Origin of the sequence: Streptomyces sp. NPDC019937 (genome assembly GCF_040631655.1) — a bacterium.
Lineage (GTDB): Bacteria > Actinomycetota > Actinomycetes > Streptomycetales > Streptomycetaceae > Streptomyces.
The window spans coordinates 116,122-136,404 of the sequence record NZ_JBEYAL010000026.1 but is presented as its reverse complement, the minus strand read 5'-3'; the positions used below and the strand labels follow the sequence as shown (position 1 = coordinate 136,404).

Here is a 20,283-nt window from a genome sequence, read left to right as displayed (position 1 = left end):
GGATCGGCGTAGACGGCTACGCTCGCGATCCCGGCATCCCGGCAGGCACGGGCAACACGGACAGCGATCTCGCCACGATTGGCGATGAGCACCTTGCGCACGATGGCTCCCTCCTTGAAACAAGCCGAGTTTAGGTACAGGCGACACCCCACGCCGAGAAGCCCTCGGGCGTGAGCTTGACCACACGGAGCGTTGTTCCTGCCCGGGACAGGCAGCCGAATCCCCCGTCGCTCCACGGTACGCCCGGTTTTCCGGCCCGCGACGGAGTCCGCGCCGTGCGCGGGATCTCCGCCCCGCCGTACTGGGGAGCTTCGCGTTTCTTTGTGGGATCCCTACGAACGAGGGACGGAAACTTTGCCGCACCGTCCTGCGCGCGAGAGCTCCTCGCACACCTCTTGTGGGGCGGCTTACCCGTTAGTAGCGTTCGCGATGTCGAACCGGAAGAGGTGGGCGGGGTGGCACGCAGACCAGTGGCCGCGGTGGCGGCCGTGGCGCTGATGCTGGAGGCGGTCGGCATCGGGCTGCTGAACTGGATCCTGGGCCTGGTCGTGGACCGGCAGCGGATGTCCCTGGGCGGGATGGACACCGACGCGATGTCCGTGGGGACTTGGATCGGCGGCGGCGTCTTCGGCGTCTATCTGCTGCTGTGCGGCGCGGTGCTGCTCCGCATGGCGCTGCGCGACCGCGCGCCCGGCCGTCTCGGCCGCGTCCTGCTGCTCACCTGCGCGGTGACGCACGGGGTGGTGGGCGCGTTCTCGATCGGCCTGGCGGGCTGGTTCGCGTTCGTGTGCCTGATGGTGGTGCTGGGGCTGGTGGTGCTCAGCCTGCTGGCGTACGAGCCGGAGGGCCTGGCCCGGGGCGGGGCCGCCCCGGAGGCCGAGGGCGGCCAGGACGCCCCCAGCCCGGCCTGAGGCGCTTTCAGACCTCAGGCCCAGAGGTCGGTGATGCCCACGCCGATCCCGGCCAGCAGCGTGCGCAGCATCGGCAGCGACAGCCCGATGACGTTGCCCGCGTCGCCCTCGATGCCCTCGATGAACGGCGCCGAACGCCCGTCGAGCGTGAACGCGCCCGCCACGTGCAGGGGTTCGCCGCTCGCCACGTACGCGGCGACCTCGGCGTCGGTCGGCTCGCCGAAGTGGACCGTGGTGGAGGCGGTGGCCGAGGTGCGGCGGCCGCTCGCGGTGTCGATCACGCAGTGGCCGGTGCGCAGGACCCCCGACCGGCCGCGCATCGACTTCCAGCGGGCGGTGGCCTCCTCGGCGTCCGCGGGCTTGCCCAGCGCCTGCCCGTCCAGCTCCAGCACCGAATCGCAGCCGACGACGATCGCCCCGTCGGCCTCCGGCAGCCCGGCCACGGCCGCCGCCTTGGCCTCCGCCAGCACCCGCGCCAGCGCGGCGGGCGTCTCGGCGCTCAGCGCGTCCTCGTCCACTCCGCTGACGATCACCTCCGGCGCGAATCCCGACTGCCGCAGCAGTCCGAGGCGGGCGGGCGAGGCGGAGGCGAGGATCAGGGTGCGCTGGGCAGTCATGCGCACCAGGGTAGGCGGGCGGCGCGCCGGGTGTGCGCGCCACTGGCAGGGTGCCGTGGCAGGGGGCGGCGCGGGTGGTCCGCGGCCGATGCGACCGGAGTCCCCGGCTCGTGGTGCGGAGGGCGGGCGTCCGCACTCTCCCGGGGTGCCTCCCGCGCCCCCTCCGCACGCCCTGACGAGGGCCGTTTCCGCCGCACCAGACTGACTTCCGCCCGGGTGGTTGCCCGGGGACACCGACGGAAGGGGACGTTTTCCATGCGTCGTACCGCTTCGCTCGCCATCGCCTCGCTCGCCTTCGCGGCCGCCCTCGGCGCGGCCCCCGCCGCGTCCGCCACCGGTTCGGCCCCGGCAACCCCGGGGACCGGCACCGGCGCGGCGGCCTTCCACTGCGATCCGGGGAAGTTCTGCATCTACAGCGGCTGGGACGGCGGTGGCACCCGCTGCCAGTGGGCGTCGGAGAAGGTCGCGAACACCGCCGACCTGTGTTCCTTCATCCGCAACGGCAAGAACGTGCTGTCCGTGTGGAACGGAACGGGCCACCGCGTGCAGTACTACACGCAGACCAACTACAACGCGCGCGTCGGATCGACGACCGCCGGCCACGGGGGCAATCTCCAGGGCAGCTACCAGATCCGCTCCTTCAAGAAGCAGTAGACCGGCAGGCGCGGATCCACCCCTCAGGGGTGCAGCGTGAGCAGACAGGTGGCGATCATGACGGCGATCGCCAGGACGGCCCGTACGCGGCGGAGCATCGCCTGAGCGCGCCGTAGTTCTTCTGGCGGCTCATCGGGCGGCTCGGACCACAGCATGCGACCGATAGTGCGGCGGGACAATGCCGTGGCGCCTGAGTACGCGTACTCAGGCGCCGCGGCGCGCGGGCGCTATTTCCGGGCGGTGCCGGCATGCCGGATGCGCCGGGACATCGGGTCAGGCGGGACGTCGGGTCAGGCGGGCCAGTACGTCGTGCGCCACGCCTTGGGGCCGGGCTGCGGGACGCGGCGGCTCGGGATGGTGCGGGCCGGATCGGACCACTCCTCCGGTACGCCCTCGCCCTGCGCGGCGGCCGACGCGGCCGCCGCGCGTGCTTGTACGACCGCCAGTGCGGCTGCCAACTCCTCTGGGGTGGGATTGCCCCGGACGATTCGGATCATGGAAACAGCCCTTCCTGAACCTAGAGCGGGATGTTGCCGTGCTTCTTCGGGGGCAGTTGCTCGCGCTTGTTCCGCAGGGTGCGCAGCCCCCGAACGATGTGGCGGCGGGTCTCGGACGGCATGATGACCGCGTCGACATAGCCGCGCTCGGCCGCCGTGTACGGGTTGAGCAGGGTGTCCTCGTAGTCCGCGATCAGTTCGGAGCGGGTCGCCTCGGGGTCGTCGGCGGCCGCGATCGTACGGCGGTGCAGGATGTTGACCGCGCCCTGGGCGCCCATGACGGCGATCTGCGCGGTGGGCCAGGCCAGGTTGAGGTCGGCGCCCAGGTGCTTGGAGCCCATCACGTCGTACGCGCCGCCGAAGGCCTTGCGGGTGATGACGGTGATGAGCGGGACGGTGGCCTCCGCGTAGGCGAAGATCAGCTTGGCGCCGCGCCGGATGATGCCGTTGTACTCCTGGTCGGTGCCGGGCAGGAAGCCGGGCACGTCCACGAAGGTCAGCACGGGCACGTTGAACGCGTCGCAGGTGCGGACGAAGCGCGCGGCCTTCTCGGAGGCGCCGATGTCCAGGCATCCGGCGAACTGCATCGGCTGGTTGGCGACGATGCCCACCGGGTGGCCCTCGACCCGTCCGAACCCGGTGATGATGTTGGGCGCGAAGAGCGCCTGGGTCTCCAGGAACTCGCCGTCGTCCAGGACGTGCTCGATGGCCCGGTGCATGTCGTACGGCTGGTTCGCCGAGTCCGGGATGAGGACGTCCAGCTCCCGGTCCTCGTCCGAGGTCTCCAGGTCGGCCTCGTCGGGGAAGGCGGGCGGCTCGGAGAGGTTGTTGGACGGCAGGTACGACAGCAGCGTCTTGACGTACTCGATGGCGTCCTTCTCGTCGCCGCCCATGTAGTGGGCGACCCCGGAGGTGGTGTTGTGGGTGCGGGCCCCGCCCAGCTCCTCGAAGCCGACGTCCTCACCGGTGACCGTCTTGATCACATCCGGTCCGGTGATGAACATGTGGGACGTCTGGTCGACCATGACCGTGAAGTCGGTGATCGCGGGCGAGTAGACCGCGCCGCCCGCGCACGGCCCGACGATCAGGCTGATCTGCGGGACCACCCCGGAGGCGTGGACGTTGCGGCGGAAGATCTCGGCGAACAGGCCGAGCGCCACCACGCCCTCCTGGATCCGGGCGCCGCCGCCGTCGTTGATCCCGATGATGGGGCAGCCGGTCTTCAGCGCGAAGTCCATCACCTTCACGATCTTCTCGCCGTAGACCTCGCCCAGCGAGCCGCCGAAGATCGTGAAGTCCTGGGAGTAGACGCACACCGGGCGCCCGTCGACCGTGCCGTAACCGGTCACCACCCCGTCCCCGTAGGGCCGGTTCTTCTCGATGCCGAAATTGGTGGAGCGGTGCCGGGCGAACTCGTCCAGCTCGGTGAAGGACCCCTCGTCGAGGAGCAGGTCGATGCGCTCGCGCGCGGTCAGCTTGCCCTTGGCGTGCTGCTTCTCGACCGCCCGCGCGGAACCCGCGTGTGTCGCTTCTTCGATGCGGCGCTGCAGATCCGCGAGCTTCCCCGCGGTCGTGTGACGGTCTGGAATCTCGGGGGCAATCTCCGGCTGCTCGGACATCGGGATGCGGCTCCTGCTCGTCCTGGGGGTGGATGGTGGGACCGTGACGCTGCGATCGGGGTGATAGCCGCTGGGAAGGCGGGGTTGATGGGGTTTGTGCTGACTGGGGCTACCGGTCCGTAGCGTATCGGCGCCATCGCCGGGTGGCACTGCGTCGTTGGCCACACCTCCTGGTCATAGGCTGGCCCGTATGACGCCATCTGACACCCCCCGGGGTCCGGGAGATCCACGCGATCCCCGCGGCCGCTGGACGGACCTGGAACGGCCGCCGCTCAGCGGGGCCGCCCTGCGCCGCGCCCTGGTGCGCCCCGGCGGGCTGTGGACGGAACTGGAGGTGGTGCAGGCGACCGGCTCGACCAACACCGACCTGGTGGCCCGGGCCGGGGCCGGCGCCCCGGAGGGCGTGATCCTCGTCGCCGAGGAGCAGAACGCCGGGCGCGGCCGCCTGGACCGCACCTGGACCGCCCCGGCCCGGTCCGGACTCTTCTTCTCCATTCTGCTGCGCCCCGGCGCAGCCGGCGTCCCGACGTCCCGCTGGGGCTGGCTGCCGCTGCTCGCCGGGGTGGCGAGCGCGGGGGCGCTGAGCCGGGCGGCGGGCGTGGACACCGCGCTGAAGTGGCCGAACGACCTGCTGGTGACGGTCGGTGGCGAGGAGCGGAAGTTCGGCGGCATCCTCGCCGAACGGGCCGATGACGCCGTGGTGATCGGGGTCGGCCTGAACGTTTCCCTGCGCGCCGGTGAACTCCCCGTGCCGACGGCCGGTTCGCTGGCCCTCGCCGACGCGATCTCCACCGACCGCGATCCGCTGCTGCGGGCCGTACTGCGGTCCGTCGAGCAGTGGTACGGCGAATGGCGCCGCTTCGAGGGCGACCCGGCGGCCTGCGGGCTCCAGGAGGCCTACGCGGCGGGCTGTGCGACCTTGGGACGACGGGTCCGCGCGGAACTTCCGGGCGGCGGGGCGACCGTCGGCGAGGCGGTCGCGATCGACGGCGACGGACGGCTCGTGCTGGCCTCGGACACCGGAGTGCAGGAACCGGTCTCCGCCGGGGACATCGTGCACCTGCGCCCCGCGCCGCCGGAAGGGTGAGCCGGAGTGGAACGAAGAGGGGAGAGTGAGCTAGGGCACACCTGACGTATCGTGGTGGCGGTCCGTCCAGTTCGGGGCGGCCGTAGGCCGAACCGGAAGAAGGAACGTAAGGGCAGTGCGCACGGATCGGACAGGGGGCGGGCGGTGACCGCCGACAACGCGGGTTCCGGATCGGCCGAGGGGCGCGGTGTGCGGGACGCCGCCGCGGAAGCCGCCGCCGGACGGGATGTTGCCGGGCAGGACGCCGCCGTACAGGACGCCGTGCGGGAGACCGCCGTGCGGGAGACCGGGGCGCGCGCGGGCGGCCCGGCCGCCGACGCCACCTCGGAAGCCACCGGGGACGGTACGGAGGACGGCATCGAGGACGACGCCGACGCCCCGGACCCCATCGCGCTCCGGCTGGAGCAGCTGATCCTCGGCGCCGAGCGGCGCTACACCCCCTTCCAGGCCGCCCGCAGCGCGGGCGTCTCCGTCGAGCTGGCCACCCGCTTCTGGCGGGCGATGGGCTTCGCCGACATAGGCCAGGCCAAGGCGCTCACCGAGGCGGACGTGCTGGCGCTGCGCCGGCTGTCCGGCCTCGTCGAGGCGGGGCTGCTGAGCGAGCCCATGGCGATCCAGGTGGCGCGCTCCACCGGGCAGACCACCGCGCGGCTCGCCGACTGGCAGATCGACTCCTTCCTGGAGGGGCTCACCGAACCCCAGGAGTCCGGGATGACCCGGACCGAGATCACCTATCCGCTGGTCGAGCTGTTGCTGCCGGAGCTGGAAGAGTTCCTGGTGTACGTCTACCGGCGGCAGCTCGCGGCCGCGACCGGCCGCGTGGTGCAGGCGGCGGACGACGCGGAGATGGTGGACCGGCGGCTCGCGGTCGGCTTCGCGGACCTGGTGAGCTTCACCCGGCTGACCCGGCGGCTGGAGGAGGAGGAGCTGGGCGAGCTGGTCGAGGCGTTCGAGACCACGGCCGCCGACCTGGTGGCCGCGCACGGCGGCCGGCTGATCAAGACCCTGGGCGACGAGGTGCTGTACGCGGCCGACGACGCGGGCATCGCCGCCGAGATCGGGCTGCGGCTGATCGAGACCCTGACCCATGACGAGACGATGCCCGAGCTGCGCGTCGGGATCGCCTTCGGCACGGTCACGACCCGCATGGGCGACGTCTTCGGGACGACGGTGAACCTGGCGAGCCGGCTGACCTCCATAGCCCCCAAGAACGCGGTCCTGGTGGACGGCGCGTTCGCGGAGGAGCTGAGCCACACCGGGGAGGCCCCGGTGTCGGAGGCGGAGGCCGCGGAGGCGGCCGCCAAGGCCGAGAAGGACGGCGAGGAGCCGCCCTCGTACCGCTTCGCGCTCCAGCCGATGTGGCAGCGGCCGGTGCGTGGGCTCGGGGTCGTGGAGCCGTGGCTGCTGAGCCGCCGTAGCTGAGGGGCGGTCGGTGGGGGTGCGGCCCGCCCGGGGTTGCCGCGGTTGACGAATATCACCAATCGCTGAAGTCGGCACAAGGCGGAAAACCGTTCCGCTAGCGTACGGCGGCATGATCGACGAGCCGGTTGAAACGGGCGCCGAGGCGGCCGAGCCGCTGTACACGCCCGAGTTCGCCAAGGACCCGTCCGCCGTCTACCGGCGACTGCGCGAGACGTACGGGCCACTGGCGCCGGTGGAGCTGGACCCGGGCGTCACCGCGACCCTGTGCGTCGGCTACGACACCGCGCTGGAGATCCTGCGCCGCCCCGAGACGTTCTCCAAGGACCCGCGGCGCTGGCGGGCGAAGAACGAGGGCCGGGTCCCCGACACCAGCCACGCCGGCCGGCTCATCCGCTACCGGCCGCAGCCCACCGCCGTGGACGGCGAGGAGCACCAGCGGTACCGCTCCGCCATCGACGACTCCACCAGCCGCATCGACCCGGGCGCGCTGCGCGGCTACGTCGAGCGGATCGCCGACTCCCTGATCGACCAGTTCTGCGACGCGGGCGAGGCCGACCTGATCGGCGAGTACAGCGCGCTGCTGCCGCTGCTCGTCCTCGGCGAACTCTTCGGCTGCCCGCGCGAGATCGCGGACCGGCTCTTCACCGGGCTCGCGCACCTGTTCGACGGTACGGACGTGGCGGAGGCCGACCGTACGATCACCGAGGCGCTCCAGGAACTGGTCGCCCTCAAGCGCGCCCGGCCCGCCGCCGACATCACCTCCTGGCTGATCGCCCACCCCGAACGGCTCGCCGACCACGAACTCGTCGAGCAGCTGATGCTGCTGACCGCCTCCGGCAGCGACCCGGTGATCAACCTCATCGGCAACGCCCTGCGCGTGCTGATGACCGACGACCGCTTCGCGGGCGGCGTCTCCGGCGGCAGCATGCTCGTCGACGACGCCCTGGACGAGGTGCTGTGGGCGGACCCGCCGCTGGCCAACTTCGCGGTCCACTTCCCCCGCCACGACGTCACCCTGGCCGGGGTACGGCTGCGGGAGGGCGAGCCGATCGTGATCAGCTTCGCCGCCGCCAACCAGGAGGCGCTGCGGACCTCCGACCGCAACCGCGGCAACCGCGGCCACCTGGCCTTCAGCGCCGGCCCGCACATGTGCCCCGGCCGCAGCTCGGCCCGCCTCATCGCCTCCGTCGCCCTCGAAAAGCTGCTGGACCGGCTGCCGGAGGTGGAACTCGCGGGCCCGGAGGAGGAACTGCGCTGGCGCCCGGGCATCTACCAGCGCGGCCTGATCTCCCTCCCGGCCCGCTTCCCACCCACTCCCCGGGACCCGGCCCCGGCTCAGCCGGCCCCGGTGGCCGCGGGTGCGGAAGCGGTCCCGGCCGGGCTACCGGGCGAGGCCCCGGCCTCGGGCTCGGCTTCGGCTCCGGGAGCGGCGGTCCCCGGCTCGGCCCCGGCTCCAGGCGCGGGTGCGGTCCCGGGTCCCGGCTCGGGCTCGCCCCTGGGCGCGGCTTCGGTCCCGGCGCCGGACGGGGCCCCGGGCGCGGGGGCGGGACCCGACCCGGCCCCGGTGCCGTCCTGGGCCGAGGGCTCCGGCGAGGAGGCCCCCGCGGCGGGGGGCGACGGCGACGGTGGCCGCCGCCGGCCGTCGATGCTGGGGTACCTGATGCGGTGGCGGCGGCGCCGGTAACGTAGCCCGGGCAACGGTTCACGGTCGTTAACCGGGAGGGTGCGAGATGGGCGAGCAGCGGTACGGGGAGTGGGTCGCGGTCCGGCGGGACGGCTTCGTGGCCGAACTGGTGCTGGACCGGCCGAAGGCCATGAACGCGGTGTCCTCCGAGATGGCCCGGAGCATCGCGGCGGCGTGCGCGGCGCTCGCGGACGACGGTTCGGTGCGGGCCGTCGTGCTCACCTCCACCCACGAGCGGGCCTTCTGCGTCGGCGCGGACCTCAAGGAGCGGAACTCCTTCTCCGACGCCGAGATGATGCGCCACCGGCCCGTCTCCCGCGCCGCCTATACGGCCGTCCTGGAGCTGCCCATGCCCGCCGTCGCCGCCGTGCACGGCTTCGCCCTCGGCGGCGGCTACGAGCTGGCCCTGTCCTGCGACGTGATCGTCGCCGACCGCACGGCCGTGGTGGGGCTGCCCGAGGTGTCCGTCGGCGTGATCCCGGGCGGCGGCGGTACGCAGCTGCTGCCCCGCCGGGTGGGGGCCGCGCGCGCCGCCGAGCTGATCTTCTCCGCCCGGCGGGTGCCCGCCGAGGAGGCCCACGCGCTGGGGATGGTGGACGAACTCGTCGCGCCGGGTGAGGACCGTACGGCCGCGCTGGAGCTGGCCGGGCGTATCGCCGCCAACTCGCCCGTCGGCCTGCGCGCCGCCAAGCGGGCCCTGCGGCTCGGGCACGGCCTGGACCTCCGGGCCGGGCTGGAGGTCGAGGACGCGGGGTGGCGGACGATCGCCTTCTCCGCGGACCGGGCCGAGGGGGTCGCGGCCTTCAACGAGAAGCGGACGCCGGACTGGCCCGGGGAGTGAGGGCCCTGCCCCGGTTGATACCGCCCGGCCGATACCGGCGGTGAACGGGCTAAAGCGGATTGTCCTCGACATTCTTACTCTTGAGTGCAGAGCGGACGCGCGTGCTCCCGGTGAGTGTGCGCGGTGAGGAATGCGAGGCCGATCGTGAGCGAGAACGGGGACGGCGGGGGACGAGGCGGCGACCGGCGATTGCGGGCGGTGGTGGGGCTCGCGCAGGCGATGGCGGCGGCGCCCACCGCGCGCGAGTCGGTGGGCGCCGCCGCCGAGAGCGCGCGCCGCGCGCTGGACGGCAGTTTCGCGGCGGTTTCGGTGTGGGAGCGGGATCGGGGCCGGTTGCGGGTCCTGGTGAACGTGGGCGAGCTGATGCCGGGGGAGGAGCCGGTGCCGGACGACGAGTCGTATCCGGTGCACGACTTCCCGGAGATCGCGGAGTTCCTGCACGAGCGGTGGGCCGCGGGCGGTGAGCCGCACGCGTGGGTGGAGACCGCGGAGGGCACGGGGCCCGGCCCGGCCCCGTACTGCCATCAGCGGGTGGCCGCCCTGCGGCGCCGCGGGCGCGGCTCGTGCGTGGTCGCGCCGCTGGTGCTGCACGGGCGGGCGTGGGGCGAGCTGTATGTGGCGCGGGCGGCCGGGAGCCCGGTGTTCGACCGGGACGACGCCGATTTCGCGACCGTCCTGGCTTCGGTGGCGGCCGCCGGGCTGGCTCAGACCGAACGTCTGGAGGAGGCCCGCCGCCTGGCCTTCACCGACCCCCTGACCGGGCTGGGCAACCGGCGGGCGGTGGACATACGGCTGGACGAGGCGCTGGAGGCGTACCGCGAGGACGGCACCGTGGTGACGCTGGTGGTGTGCGACCTGAACGGCCTCAAGCGGGTCAACGACACGCTGGGGCATGCGGTGGGGGACCGCCTGCTGGAACGTTTCGGCACGGTGCTGTCGCTGTGCGGGGCGATGCTGCCGGGGGCCCTGGTGGCGCGGCTGGGCGGGGATGAGTTCTGCCTGCTGGGGGTGGGGCCGCCGGCGGACGAGGTGGTGCGGGTGGCCGATGAGCTGTGCCGGCGGGCCGCGGAGCTGGAGATGGGCGAGGGGGTCGCCTGCGGGATCGCCTCGACCGGCGACCCGATCGGCCCCGTGCCGTCGGCCCGCCGCCTGTTCCGGCTGGCGGACGCGGCCCAGTACCGGGCGAAGGCCGCCCGTTCCCAGAAGCCGGTGGTGGCGGGCCGCGACGGTGGGCCCGACGACCCGGTGATCCGCCTGGCCGACACCCCGGCGGACCGCCGCCGAGACCGCCGCCGCTTCCGGGGCCGCCGCCCCTGACCCACCCGCCGCCGCCACGCGCTGCGGTTTGTTCCCCGCCCCGCCCCTTCCCGAGCGGGGGCTCCGCCCCCACGCCCCCGTTGGGGCTTTGCCCCCGGGCCCCCGTTGGGGCTTTGTCCCCGCGTCCTGGGTGGGGCTTTGCCCTCACGTCCCCGTTGGGGCTTTGCCCCCGCGTCCTCGGTGGGGCTTTGCCCTCACGTCCTCGGTGGGGCTTTGTCACCGCGTCCTGGGTGGGGCTTTGTCACCGCGTCCTGGGTGGGGCTTTGTCCCCGCGTCCTGGGTGGGGCTTTGCCCCCGGGCCCCCGGTGGGGCTTTGCCCCCACGCCCCCGGCAGAGCTTCGCCCTCGCGTCCCAGTTGGGGCTTTGCCCCCGCGTCCCCGGTGGGGCTTCGCCCCCGGGCCCCCGGTGGGGCTTCGCCACCGCGCCCAGTGCGGGGGTACTGCCCTCGCCGCTCGTACGGTGCCGGGCCGCCGCCCGTTCCCCGGCCCTTCCCGAGCGGGGGCGCCGACGCACCGTGCCCCCGGGTGGGGAGGGGCGGGGCTGGGGAAAGGCCACCTGGGGTGACACCTGGAGATTCACTCTCTAGGGTGCCTGAATATGGATATGCACACTGTGGTGGTGGGGACGTCCGGGACGACCGCCGAGGACGTTGTCGCCGTGGCGCGGGGCGGGGCTCGGGTCGAGGTGGCGGGGGAGGCGCTGGCGGCCGTGGGGGCCGCGCGGCGGGTCATCGACGACCTGGCGGCCAGGCCCGAGCCCGTGTACGGGGTCTCCACCGGCTTCGGCGCCCTCGCCGTACGCCACATCAGCCCCGAGCTCCGCGCCCAGCTGCAGCGCAACATCGTCCGCTCGCACGCGGCGGGCATGGGCCCGCGGGTGGAGCGGGAGGTGGTGCGGGCGCTGATGTTCCTGCGGCTCAAGACGCTCGCGTCCGGCCACACCGGGGTGCGGCCCGTGGTCGTGGAGACGATGGCGGCGCTGCTCAACGCGGGAATCACGCCCGTCGTGCACGAGTACGGCTCCCTCGGCTGCTCCGGCGACCTCGCGCCGCTGTCCCACTGCGCGCTGGCGCTGATGGGGGAGGGCGACGCCGAGGGGCCCGACGGGGAGGTGCGGCCCGCCGCCGAGCTGCTGGCCGCGCACGGCATCGAGCCGGTCGAGCTGCGCGAGAAGGAGGGGCTGGCGCTGCTCAACGGCACCGACGGGATGCTCGGCATGCTGGTCATGGCCTGCGCCGACCTGGCCCGGCTGTACACCGTCGCCGATGTGACGGCCGCGCTGTCGCTGGAGGCGCTGCTCGGCACGGACCGGGTGCTCGCGCCCGAGCTGCACGCGATCCGCCCGCACCCCGGCCAGGCGGCCAGCGCGGACAACATGCTGCGGGTGCTCGCCGGTTCCGGGCTCACCGGGCACCACCAGGACGACGCGCCGCGCGTCCAGGACGCGTACTCGATCCGCTGCGCCCCGCAGGTGGCGGGCGCGGGCCGGGACACGCTCGCGCACGCCCGTCTGGTCGCGGACCGGGAGCTGGCGTCCGCCGTGGACAACCCGGTGGTGCTGGCGGACGGCCGGGTGGAGTCCAACGGCAACTTCCACGGCGCGCCCGTCGCGTACGTCCTGGACTTCCTCGCCGTGGCGGCGGCCGACCTCGCCTCGATCGCGGAGCGCCGCACCGACCGGCTGCTGGACAAGAACCGCTCGCACGGGCTGCCGCCCTTCCTGGCCGGTGACCCGGGCGTGGACTCGGGGTTGATGATCGCGCAGTACACGCAGGCGGCGCTGGTGAGCGAGCTGAAGCGGCTCGCGGTGCCCGCCTCGGTCGACTCGATCCCGTCCTCCGCGATGCAGGAGGACCACGTCTCCATGGGCTGGTCGGCGGCGCGCAAGCTGCGCACGGTGGTGGACAACCTGACCCGGGTCCTCGCGATCGAACTGGTCGCCGCGGCCCGCGCGGTCGAGCTGCGGGAGGGCCTGGTGCCCGCGCCCGCGACCCGGGCGGTGCTGGCGGCGGTGCGCCGGGCGGGGGTCGAGGGCCCGGGCGGGGACCGCTACCTGGCGCCGGACCTGGCGGCCGCCGAGGCGTTCGTACGGTCCGGGGGACTGGCCGAGGCGGTCGAATCGGTGACCGGGCCGCTGGCCTGAGGGGCATCGGCCCGGCGTGATGCGGCCGGCGTGATGCGGCCCGGCGTGATCAGGACGCCTCCGGGCGCGTACGGCGCGCGGAGGCGGTCACCATGGTCACGCCGAGGCCCAGGAAGGCCGTGCCTCCGGCGAGGTACGGGGTGACGTCCACGCTGCCGGTGTCGGCGAGGTTTTCGTCCGGGACGGCCTCGGTCCGCGGCTGGGACGGTTCTTCGCCACGGCTCCCGGAGGACGACGGCCGGCCGTCGTCCTCGACCGTCGCGTTGGCGGAGGGGACGAACCACAGGGCGCACAGCAGCGAACCGGCTGCGGCGGCGGTCAGCAGCGGTCGGCGTGCGGACACAACGGCATCCTCCTTGAGGGTGCGGTGAATTGACCCTGCGTGCCCGATCGTAGTGACATACCGGGGGCGGACGGTAGCGAACCGGGACGATGGCCCGCTCCGCACCGTATGACTAATCCCTGCCTGTCATGGTTTGTCTGTATTCACGGCGCTGCGTCATAAGCTGGACCAGCGTCTTTGCTAAGTGGCCTCGCGCACAGTTTTACTGGGCGTGGAACCGACCAAAAGGTACAGGCGTTCTTCCTGGATAGGTCTTGCTGGATAGGTCTTGGGTTTCTGGGGTCCAGTCGTAAATGGAGAAGCGTGTGATGACGTACGGCAAGCGCCGTAGGGGGCTGGTGGCCGCGGCCGCCGTGCTCAGCGGGGCACTCACTCTCGCCGCCTGTGGCGGGGATGGCGACAGCAGCGACGGCAAAGGCGGCGGCAAGTCGCAGTCGCAGGTGGACGAGGCGGCGGCCAAGGACGCCTCCGACGCCCGTATCAAGATCACGCCGAAGGCCGGTGCGACCAATGCGGGCATCAACAGCGACACCAAGGTCACCGTCAGCGGAGGCAAGCTGACCTCGGTCACCATGACCTCCAAGGCCGACGGCTCCACCGTGGCCGGATCCATATCGTCCGACGGGACCTCCTGGAAGCCCGACGGGCAGCTGGAGCGGTCCACCCAGTACGAGATCAGCGCGAAGGCCAAGGACTCCGACGGCCGCAAGGCCACGGAGCACTCCTCCTTCACCACCGTCTCCCCGTCCAACAGCTTCATCGGCAACTTCACGCCGGAGGACGGCTCGACGGTCGGCGTGGGCATGCCGGTGTCGATCAACTTCGACAAGGCGGTGACCAACAAGAAGGACGTCCAGTCCCACATCAAGGTCACCTCCAGCAGCGGCCAGCAGGTCGTCGGCCACTGGTTCAACGGCAACCGCCTGGACCTGCGCCCGAAGGACTACTGGAAGGCCAACTCCACCGTCACCCTGAAGCTGGACCTGGACGGCGTCGAGGCGTCGTCGGGTGTGAAGGGCGTCCAGGAGAAGACCGTCACCTTCAAGGTCGGCCACTCCCAGGTCAGCACGGTCGACGCCAAGTCCAAGACGATGAAGGTCGTCCGCGACGGCAAGCTGATCAAGACCATCCCGATCTCGGCCGGCAGCCCCGACAACACGACCTACAACGGTCAGATGGTGATCTCCGAGAAGTTCAAGGAGACCCGGATGAACGGCGCCACGGTCGGGTTCACGGACGACGACGGCAAGGGCGAGTACGACATCAAGGACGTGCCGCACGCCATGCGGCTGTCCACCTCGGGCACGTTCATCCACGGCAACTACTGGGGCGCCAAGTCCATCTTCGGCAGCCAGAACACCAGCCACGGATGTGTGGGTCTGTCGGACACCAAGGGCGCCAACGACCCGAACACGGACGGCGCCTGGTTCTACAACAACTCCCAGATCGGTGACGTCGTGGTGGTGAAGAACTCCAACGACAAGACCGTGGCACCGGACAACGGCCTCAACGGCTGGAACATGGACTGGAGCCAGTGGGTGGCGGGCAGCGCGACCGGCGCCTGACGCCGCGTGAAGCACACCACCGCCGGGCGGCGGTCGGCCTTCGGGCCGGCCGCCGCCCGGCGTTCACGGGCCTTCTGGCCTGCCGTCAGCCCGGGTGCCGCAGCCGCCGCAGATCCTTGAACCGCACGTACCGGACGTTGCAGTGGTCCTCGTACGGATCGCCGTCCGCGCCGAACAGACCGCGCACCGGCTGCATCGGCAGCCAGGTCATCCCGACCAGCCAGCGATGGACCAGCCGCCAGAACCCCGGCCGCCCGGCGTCGCTCTCGCGCACCACGCGCATCCGCAGCATCCACTTGCCGACGGAGGCCCGGAAGATCCAGGCCCCCAGCACCTGGTTGGCGATGGACAGCCCGAACACGGCGCCCAGGAACAGGATCACGGGGTCGGCCCCGACCTTGAGCATCGGGAGGACCTTGAGGCCGAGCGCGATGCCGCCGCCCCAGGCGAGGGCGCAGTCCACCGTCGCCGCGCACATGCGCCGCTCATCACCGGCCGGCTCCGGGATGTGGACCGGCCGGGGCCGAGGCTGCGGCTGAGGCTGCGGGGCGGGGTGCGCGTACGGATGCGCGTATGGCTGGGCGTACGGATGCGCGTACGGCTGGGCGTAGGGGTTGGCGGGATGGGGCGGAGCGGAATGCGGAGTGGGCTGGTACTGCCCCCGTGGATCACTCATGGCCGAAATCCTGCCAAGGTCCATGACGGCGCCGCGCGGCGGCCTCCCCGCCGAGTGGCGCGCCCGTCGCACGGGGGGAGAATTGAGGGCAGAGGCCTTGATTGGGAGGCACCGATGCCCGCATTCACCACTCCCCATGAGCCCGGCACCCCCTGCTGGATCGATCTGACGGCCTCCGACCAGCAGGCCGCCCTCGACTTCTACACCGGGCTGTTCGGCTGGTCCGGGGAGATCGGCCCGGCCGAATACGGCGGTTACACGGTGTGCACGCTCAAGGACCGGCCGGTGGCGGGGGTGATGGCCGCGCAGGCGATGGACGACCAGCCCGCGCCGCCGACCGTGTGGACCACCTACTTCAGCTCCGCCAACGCCCAGGCCACCTCCGAGGCGATCAGCCGCAACGGCGGCACCGTGCTGCTGCCCGTCATGGACGTGATGGACCTGGGGAAGATGCTGGTGGCGGCCGACCCCACCGGCGCCGTCTTCGGCGTCTGGCAGGCGCGGGAGTTCCCCGGTGCGGGCATCGTCAACGAGCCCGGCGCGGTGGTGTGGAACGAGCTGAACACCAGCGACCGCGACACGGCGAGCGCGTTCTACGCGGAGGCGCTCGGCATCGAGACGATCCCCATGGAGGGCGCCGAGGGCTACTTCGGGCTCACCGTGAACGGCCGCACGATCGGCGGGCTCCAGCCGCTGCGGGAAGGGGTGCCGCCCGGGACGCCCTCGCACTGGCTGGTCTACTTCGCGGTCGAGAACACCGACCGGACGGTGGCCAAGCTGTCGGCGGAGGGCGGGACGGTGCTCAAGCCGCCGTTCGACATGGTGGCCGGGCGGATGGCCCTGGTGCGCGACCCGCAGGGCGCCCCGTTCGCGGTCATCGCCCCGCGGCCGATGAGGTCTTGAGCCTCAGCAGGAAGTAGCCGCCCTCCCGCGCCAGCGCCTCGTACCGCGCGTGCGGGTGCAGTTGCTTCGCGTACGCCAGCTCCTGCCGCACCGTGCGGTCCGGCGGCTCGGCCAGCGCCAGGTACCGCGGGGTGACGCCCTGGGTGGAGCCGACCCAGAAGACCCGGCAGCGGCTGGTGAGGCGGGCTATCGGCCCGACGTTGGCCTCGACGGTCGCCCCGTCGGGTATCCGGTCCAGCAGCCGCTCCGCCGCTTGGACGGGGGGCGGCTTGCGGTAGGTGGCTTCCTCGGCGAGCCCGGCCAGCGGCAGCGAGGTGGTCAGGGCCAGGGCCGCGGCACAGACCGCGGCGGGCAGCTGACGGGCGTAACGGACGAGCCGGCCGCTGCCGCTGGTCCCGATCCGGTCGAGCGCGTCGACCAGGGCCAGGAAGACGACCGGCATCAGCACCGCGCTGTAGTGCCAGTCCGTGCCCCAGTAGTGCTCGTCGTGGGAGACGAAGCGCCAGCCCAGGGTGGGCAGGGCGGCCAGCAGCAGCGGGGAGCGCAGCGCGAGCAGCCCGGTGGTCGGCAGCAGCGTCCACAGCAGCGTGCGCAGCGCGGTGGCGAAGGGGATGGCGGCGTCCGAGCCGCCCCCGCCGCCGACCTTGTCCCAATAGTCGTACGAACCGGCCCCGTTGAAGCCGGGGATGACGACGCCGAGCGCGAGCGCCGAGCCCAGCACCCCGAAGCCCATGAGGGCGACGGCGAGCGGCACGAGGCCCGTCTCCCGCTCGCGCCATACGCGCACCACGATGACGGCGCCGATAGCGGCGACCGTGGCGCCCATGTCCTCCTTGACGAAGACCAGCGGGGCGGCCCACAGCATCGCCGCGTACCAGCGCCGGAGTATGACCGCTTCGAGGGAGAAGGCGATGAGCGGGAGGGCGAAGCAGATCTCGTGGAAGTCGAAGTCCACGGCCCGTTGGAGGCCCCAGGCCAGTCCGTACGCGGTGCCGATGGCGAGCCCCCGGGCCCGGCCGAGCAGCCGGGCGGCGGTGCGGGCGACGGGGACGGCGGAGAGCGCGAACAAGGCGGCCTGCGCGACGAGCAGCGTGACCGGGCTGGGGAAGATCCGGTAGAGCGGGGCGAGGAGGGCCGTGATGGGGCTGAAGTGATCGCCGAGGATGTTGGCGCCGGGGCCCTTGAGGTCGGCTATCGGGGCCTGGAGGTGCGCGTAGGCCCGTATCGCCTGTTCGAAGATGCCCAGGTCCCACGACATGGTCGCCATGCGGCGGTAGCGGCAGACCGACAGGGTCGCGTAGGCGGCGAACAGGCCGAGGGCCAGCCAGTACGGATCGAACCGAGGATGCCGCAGCGCGACTGCCCGGGCGGGGAGCCGGGTACTACGGCGTGCGGTGGCGGCGGTCGCCCCTTCGGCGGTGGTGCCGGGCGGGGCTGTCGCGGCCGTGTCCATCCAGGGTCCTTATCGTGTGGTGGGCGGTCTGTCGAAAAGATACGCGAAGGGGGCGGTGCGGTTGCCGAAACGGTGCGCGAAATCGGGGTTGGCGGGAAAGAGCGCGGCCGTCGTGCTGGCCGCGCTGCTGTCCCTCACCGGTTGCCTGCCCGGGGACAAGGGCGGGGACGGGCAGGGGAGCGGGGCACCATCCGGGCCGGCGCTGTCCGCCGTGGGCTCGCTCACGGTCAAGGGCCGGGCGCCGAAGACGGGTTACGAGCGTGCCGCGTTCGGCAGCCCCTGGACCGACACGGACGACAACCACTGCGACACCCGCGATGACATCCTCCGGCGCGATCTGACCGGCGTGCGGCTCCGCGACGACCGTTGCGAGGTGATCTCGGGCACCCTCGCCCACGATCCGTACACGGGCGGCAACCTGCGGTTCGTCCGCGGCCACAGCAAGATCGACATCGACCATGTGGTGGCGCTGTCGGACGCCTGGCAAAAGGGCGCCCGGGCCTGGGACCGGGACAAGCGCGTCGCGTTCGCCAACGACCCGCTCAACCTGATCGCCGTGGACGCCGCCACCAACCGCGGCAAGGGCGACGGCGACGCGGCGACCTGGCTGCCGCCCGACAAGGGCTACCGCTGCGCGTACGTGGCGCGGCAGGCGGCGGTGAAGAAGAAGTACGAGCTGTGGGTGACACCCCCCGAGCGGGACGCGATGAAGCGGGTGCTGGGCACGTGCCCGGGGGCGAAGCTGCCCGCGGCCTCGGACAGCGGGGCGCGCCGCTGAGCCGGTCCGCGGCCAGGTGCTGACCAAGACCCCGGTGAATCGTTGTCCAAGCAGTGGCCTAGGCCGCGCCGACTCCATACCATCGATCAACGCCAGATCGTTTGTCGCGCCGCACGATCTCTGCCGGGAGGCTCAATGATCCGCCGCCGTACTGCGCTCTCCGTCTCCGCCGCGTCCGCCCTGCTGGTCTGCGCCCCGCTGCTCACCGCCTGCGGGGGCTCCCCACGGGCCGGTTCCGCGGCCGTCCTGGACGACGGCCGGATCACCGAGTCGCAGCTCCAGGCCCAGGTGAGGGACGTGCGGGACGCACAGCGCGGCTCCCCGAGGGCGGACCAGCTGGTGGCCGGCAGCGGCCAGCTGACCCAGAACACCCTCATCCGCATGATCCAGTTCAAGGTCATCGAGCGGGCCGGGAAGGACAACGGCATCGGGGTCAGCCGGCGCGCGGTGCAGCGCGCCCGCGCCGCCACCGAGCAGCAGTCCGGCGGGGCCGCCGCGCTGCGCGCCGCCTACCTGGAGCAGGGCATCGCCCCGGACCAGATCGACGACGCCGTCCGCATGGAGCTGACCCGTACCGCGCTGCTGCGCAAGCTCGGCGTCGCCAAGGTCAACACGGTGTTCACCCGCACCTCCAAGGACCTCGACATCAAGGTCAACCCGCGCTACGGCGCCTGGGACGACACCAAGGGCACCGCGGTCCTCACCAAGGAGGCCTGGCTGCGCACCTCCCCCGCCTCGCAGGCGCCGGCGTAGGTTACGTTGCAAGGGTGACCACGCCTGACTCCGCCGCCCCCGCGGCCGACCTCGCCACCGGCCGCGTCGTTCTCCTCACCACCAGCCACCGGGTGGCGCCCGGACTGCTGTCCTGGCCCGCCTGGCAGGCGCTGCGCGGCGCGGACCGCGTGCTGTGCGGGGACGGCGGCCATCCGCAGCTGCCGTATCTGCGCGAGGCGGGCATCGAGGTGGAGCACGCGGTCCCGGCGGCGCGCGAGCTGGTCGACTACTGCGTCGCGGAGGGCGGCCGCAGCGCCGTCGTGATCACCTCGGCCGACGGTGAGTCCGCGCTGACCGACGGGCTGGCCCGGCTGGCGGGTTCGGGCCGTGAGGCGATGCCGGACCTGGAGCTGCTGCCCGGTTCGTACGACCTGCCGGGCGCCCGGCTGCTGGATCTGGTCCAGGTGATGGACCAGATCCGCGCGGAGTGCCCGTGGAGCGGGGCGCGGACCCACGAGGAGCTGGTCAAGTACGGCATCGAGGAGGCGTACGAGCTCGTCGAGGCCATCGAGGAGGGCGACCGGGAGGCGCTGCGCGAGGAGCTGGGCGACGTGCTGCTCCAGGTCGTCTTCCACGCCCGGATCGCGCAGGAGCACGAGGACGAGCCGTTCTCGATCGACGATGTGGCCGGCGCCATCGTGGACAAGCTGATCCGGCGCCATCCGCATGTCTTCGGCGAGGAGGCCGCGGAGACCGCCGAGGACGTCAAGGAGCACTGGCTGCGCACCAAGGCGATCGAGAAGCAGCGCGACTCGGTCACCGAAGGGGTGCCGCTCGGTCAGCCCTCGCTCGCCCTCACCGCGCAGCTCGCCTCCCGCGCCCGCACCGCCGGACTCGCCGTCGCCCTGCCGGACGGCGAGGGCTTCGGCTACGAACTGCTCGCGCTGGCGATCCGCGCCAAGGAGGCGGGCGTGGAGCCGGAGACGGCGCTGCGCGCCGCGGCCCGCGCCTACCGGGACGCGATCCTGGCGGTGGAGGCCACGGCGGCCCGGTGATCCGG

21 protein-coding genes are annotated in these 20,283 nt (G+C 72.7%); 13 read left to right on the top strand and 8 right to left on the bottom strand.

The features are described 5' to 3' along the window. The coding region (locus ABZ562_RS25635; RefSeq protein ID WP_158786612.1) for a biotin carboxylase N-terminal domain-containing protein at positions 1-101 on the bottom strand (101 nt) is incomplete at its 3' end. Positions 102-446: 345 nt separating this feature from the next. Here ABZ562_RS25635 and ABZ562_RS25630 point away from each other — a divergent pair. Next, on the top strand, positions 447-911 hold the full coding sequence (locus tag ABZ562_RS25630; protein WP_361483912.1) for a hypothetical protein: 465 nt from the start codon (positions 447-449) through the stop codon (positions 909-911). A gap of 14 nt (positions 912-925) precedes the next feature. Here ABZ562_RS25630 and ABZ562_RS25625 read toward each other — a convergent pair whose 3' ends face one another. Beyond that, positions 926-1,528 carry a nucleoside triphosphate pyrophosphatase gene (locus ABZ562_RS25625; RefSeq protein WP_361483910.1) on the bottom strand — a complete coding sequence of 201 codons (603 nt, stop codon included), beginning with the start codon at positions 1,526-1,528 and terminating at the stop codon, positions 926-928. 255 nt (positions 1,529-1,783) lie between these two features. Between ABZ562_RS25625 and ABZ562_RS25620 the strand changes: the two genes are divergently transcribed. Further along, on the top strand, positions 1,784-2,182 hold the full coding sequence (locus ABZ562_RS25620) for a peptidase inhibitor family I36 protein (protein ID WP_361483908.1): 399 nt from the start codon (positions 1,784-1,786) through the stop codon (positions 2,180-2,182). Between the two features lie 23 nt (positions 2,183-2,205). Here the strand turns inward: ABZ562_RS25620 and ABZ562_RS25615 are convergent, their stop codons facing one another. The 3 genes from ABZ562_RS25615 to ABZ562_RS25605 all read right to left on the bottom strand — a co-directional run bounded on the left by ABZ562_RS25615 (position 2,206) and on the right by ABZ562_RS25605 (position 4,298). Beyond that, positions 2,206-2,337, bottom strand: a complete 132-nt coding sequence (locus ABZ562_RS25615; protein ID WP_267892808.1) for a hypothetical protein — start codon at positions 2,335-2,337, stop codon at positions 2,206-2,208. A 135-nt stretch (positions 2,338-2,472) separates the two neighbouring features. Further along, the gene (locus tag ABZ562_RS25610; protein ID WP_123105403.1) at positions 2,473-2,679 is read right to left on the bottom strand and encodes an acyl-CoA carboxylase epsilon subunit; all 207 of its coding nucleotides are present in this window, start codon (positions 2,677-2,679) and stop codon (positions 2,473-2,475) included. A 20-nt stretch (positions 2,680-2,699) separates the two neighbouring features. Further along, on the bottom strand, positions 2,700-4,298 hold the full coding sequence (locus ABZ562_RS25605; protein WP_361483906.1) for an acyl-CoA carboxylase subunit beta: 1,599 nt from the start codon (positions 4,296-4,298) through the stop codon (positions 2,700-2,702). Positions 4,299-4,488: 190 nt separating this feature from the next. Between ABZ562_RS25605 and ABZ562_RS25600 the strand changes: the two genes are divergently transcribed. The 6 genes from ABZ562_RS25600 (at position 4,489) to hutH (ending at position 12,791) form a co-directional block, all read left to right on the top strand. Continuing rightward, the gene (locus tag ABZ562_RS25600) at positions 4,489-5,385 is read left to right on the top strand and encodes a biotin--[acetyl-CoA-carboxylase] ligase (RefSeq protein WP_361483904.1); all 897 of its coding nucleotides are present in this window, start codon (positions 4,489-4,491) and stop codon (positions 5,383-5,385) included. A gap of 357 nt (positions 5,386-5,742) precedes the next feature. After that, on the top strand, positions 5,743-6,807 hold the full coding sequence (locus tag ABZ562_RS25595; RefSeq protein ID WP_361483929.1) for an adenylate/guanylate cyclase domain-containing protein: 1,065 nt from the start codon (positions 5,743-5,745) through the stop codon (positions 6,805-6,807). Positions 6,808-6,916: 109 nt separating this feature from the next. After that, positions 6,917-8,491 (top strand): cytochrome P450, encoded by a 1,575-nt coding sequence (locus ABZ562_RS25590; RefSeq protein ID WP_361483902.1) that lies wholly within the window; start codon positions 6,917-6,919, stop codon positions 8,489-8,491. 46 nt (positions 8,492-8,537) lie between these two features. Beyond that, the gene (locus ABZ562_RS25585; RefSeq protein ID WP_361483900.1) at positions 8,538-9,332 is read left to right on the top strand and encodes an enoyl-CoA hydratase-related protein; all 795 of its coding nucleotides are present in this window, start codon (positions 8,538-8,540) and stop codon (positions 9,330-9,332) included. A gap of 219 nt (positions 9,333-9,551) precedes the next feature. Beyond that, positions 9,552-10,649: a sensor domain-containing diguanylate cyclase gene (locus tag ABZ562_RS25580; RefSeq protein WP_361483927.1), complete on the top strand. Its 1,098-nt coding sequence runs from the start codon at positions 9,552-9,554 to the stop codon at positions 10,647-10,649. Positions 10,650-11,246: 597 nt separating this feature from the next. Further along, positions 11,247-12,791, top strand: coding sequence for a histidine ammonia-lyase (hutH, locus tag ABZ562_RS25575; protein ID WP_361483898.1), 1,545 nt, complete (start codon positions 11,247-11,249; stop codon positions 12,789-12,791). Positions 12,792-12,840: 49 nt separating this feature from the next. On the opposite strand, the gene ABZ562_RS25570 is transcribed toward hutH, so the two are convergent. Then, positions 12,841-13,134 (bottom strand): hypothetical protein, encoded by a 294-nt coding sequence (locus ABZ562_RS25570; protein WP_361483896.1) that lies wholly within the window; start codon positions 13,132-13,134, stop codon positions 12,841-12,843. A gap of 308 nt (positions 13,135-13,442) precedes the next feature. On the opposite strand from ABZ562_RS25570, the gene ABZ562_RS25565 reads away from it, so the two are divergent. After that, complete coding sequence (locus tag ABZ562_RS25565; protein WP_361483894.1) at positions 13,443-14,699, top strand: Ig-like domain-containing protein; 1,257 nt, start codon at positions 13,443-13,445, stop codon at positions 14,697-14,699. A gap of 85 nt (positions 14,700-14,784) precedes the next feature. Here ABZ562_RS25565 and ABZ562_RS25560 read toward each other — a convergent pair whose 3' ends face one another. Beyond that, positions 14,785-15,375, bottom strand: a complete 591-nt coding sequence (locus ABZ562_RS25560) for an RDD family protein (RefSeq protein ID WP_361483892.1) — start codon at positions 15,373-15,375, stop codon at positions 14,785-14,787. A gap of 114 nt (positions 15,376-15,489) precedes the next feature. Between ABZ562_RS25560 and ABZ562_RS25555 the strand changes: the two genes are divergently transcribed. After that, entirely contained in the window at positions 15,490-16,278 is a 789-nt protein-coding gene (locus ABZ562_RS25555) for a VOC family protein (RefSeq protein WP_361483890.1), read from the top strand. On the opposite strand, the gene ABZ562_RS25550 is transcribed toward ABZ562_RS25555, so the two are convergent. Next, entirely contained in the window at positions 16,250-17,731 is a 1,482-nt protein-coding gene (locus ABZ562_RS25550) for a DUF2079 domain-containing protein (RefSeq protein WP_361483889.1), read from the bottom strand. The two genes, ABZ562_RS25555 and ABZ562_RS25550, sit on opposite strands and share 29 nt — an antisense overlap. 88 nt (positions 17,732-17,819) lie before the next feature. On the opposite strand from ABZ562_RS25550, the gene ABZ562_RS25545 reads away from it, so the two are divergent. From ABZ562_RS25545 to ABZ562_RS25535, 3 genes are all read left to right on the top strand, one after another. Next, on the top strand, positions 17,820-18,509 hold the full coding sequence (locus ABZ562_RS25545; protein ID WP_361483887.1) for an HNH endonuclease family protein: 690 nt from the start codon (positions 17,820-17,822) through the stop codon (positions 18,507-18,509). A gap of 135 nt (positions 18,510-18,644) precedes the next feature. After that, positions 18,645-19,262 (top strand): SurA N-terminal domain-containing protein, encoded by a 618-nt coding sequence (locus ABZ562_RS25540; RefSeq protein ID WP_361483885.1) that lies wholly within the window; start codon positions 18,645-18,647, stop codon positions 19,260-19,262. 14 nt (positions 19,263-19,276) lie between these two features. Then, positions 19,277-20,278 (top strand): nucleoside triphosphate pyrophosphohydrolase, encoded by a 1,002-nt coding sequence (locus ABZ562_RS25535; RefSeq protein ID WP_361483883.1) that lies wholly within the window; start codon positions 19,277-19,279, stop codon positions 20,276-20,278. Positions 20,279-20,283 lie beyond the last annotated feature (5 nt).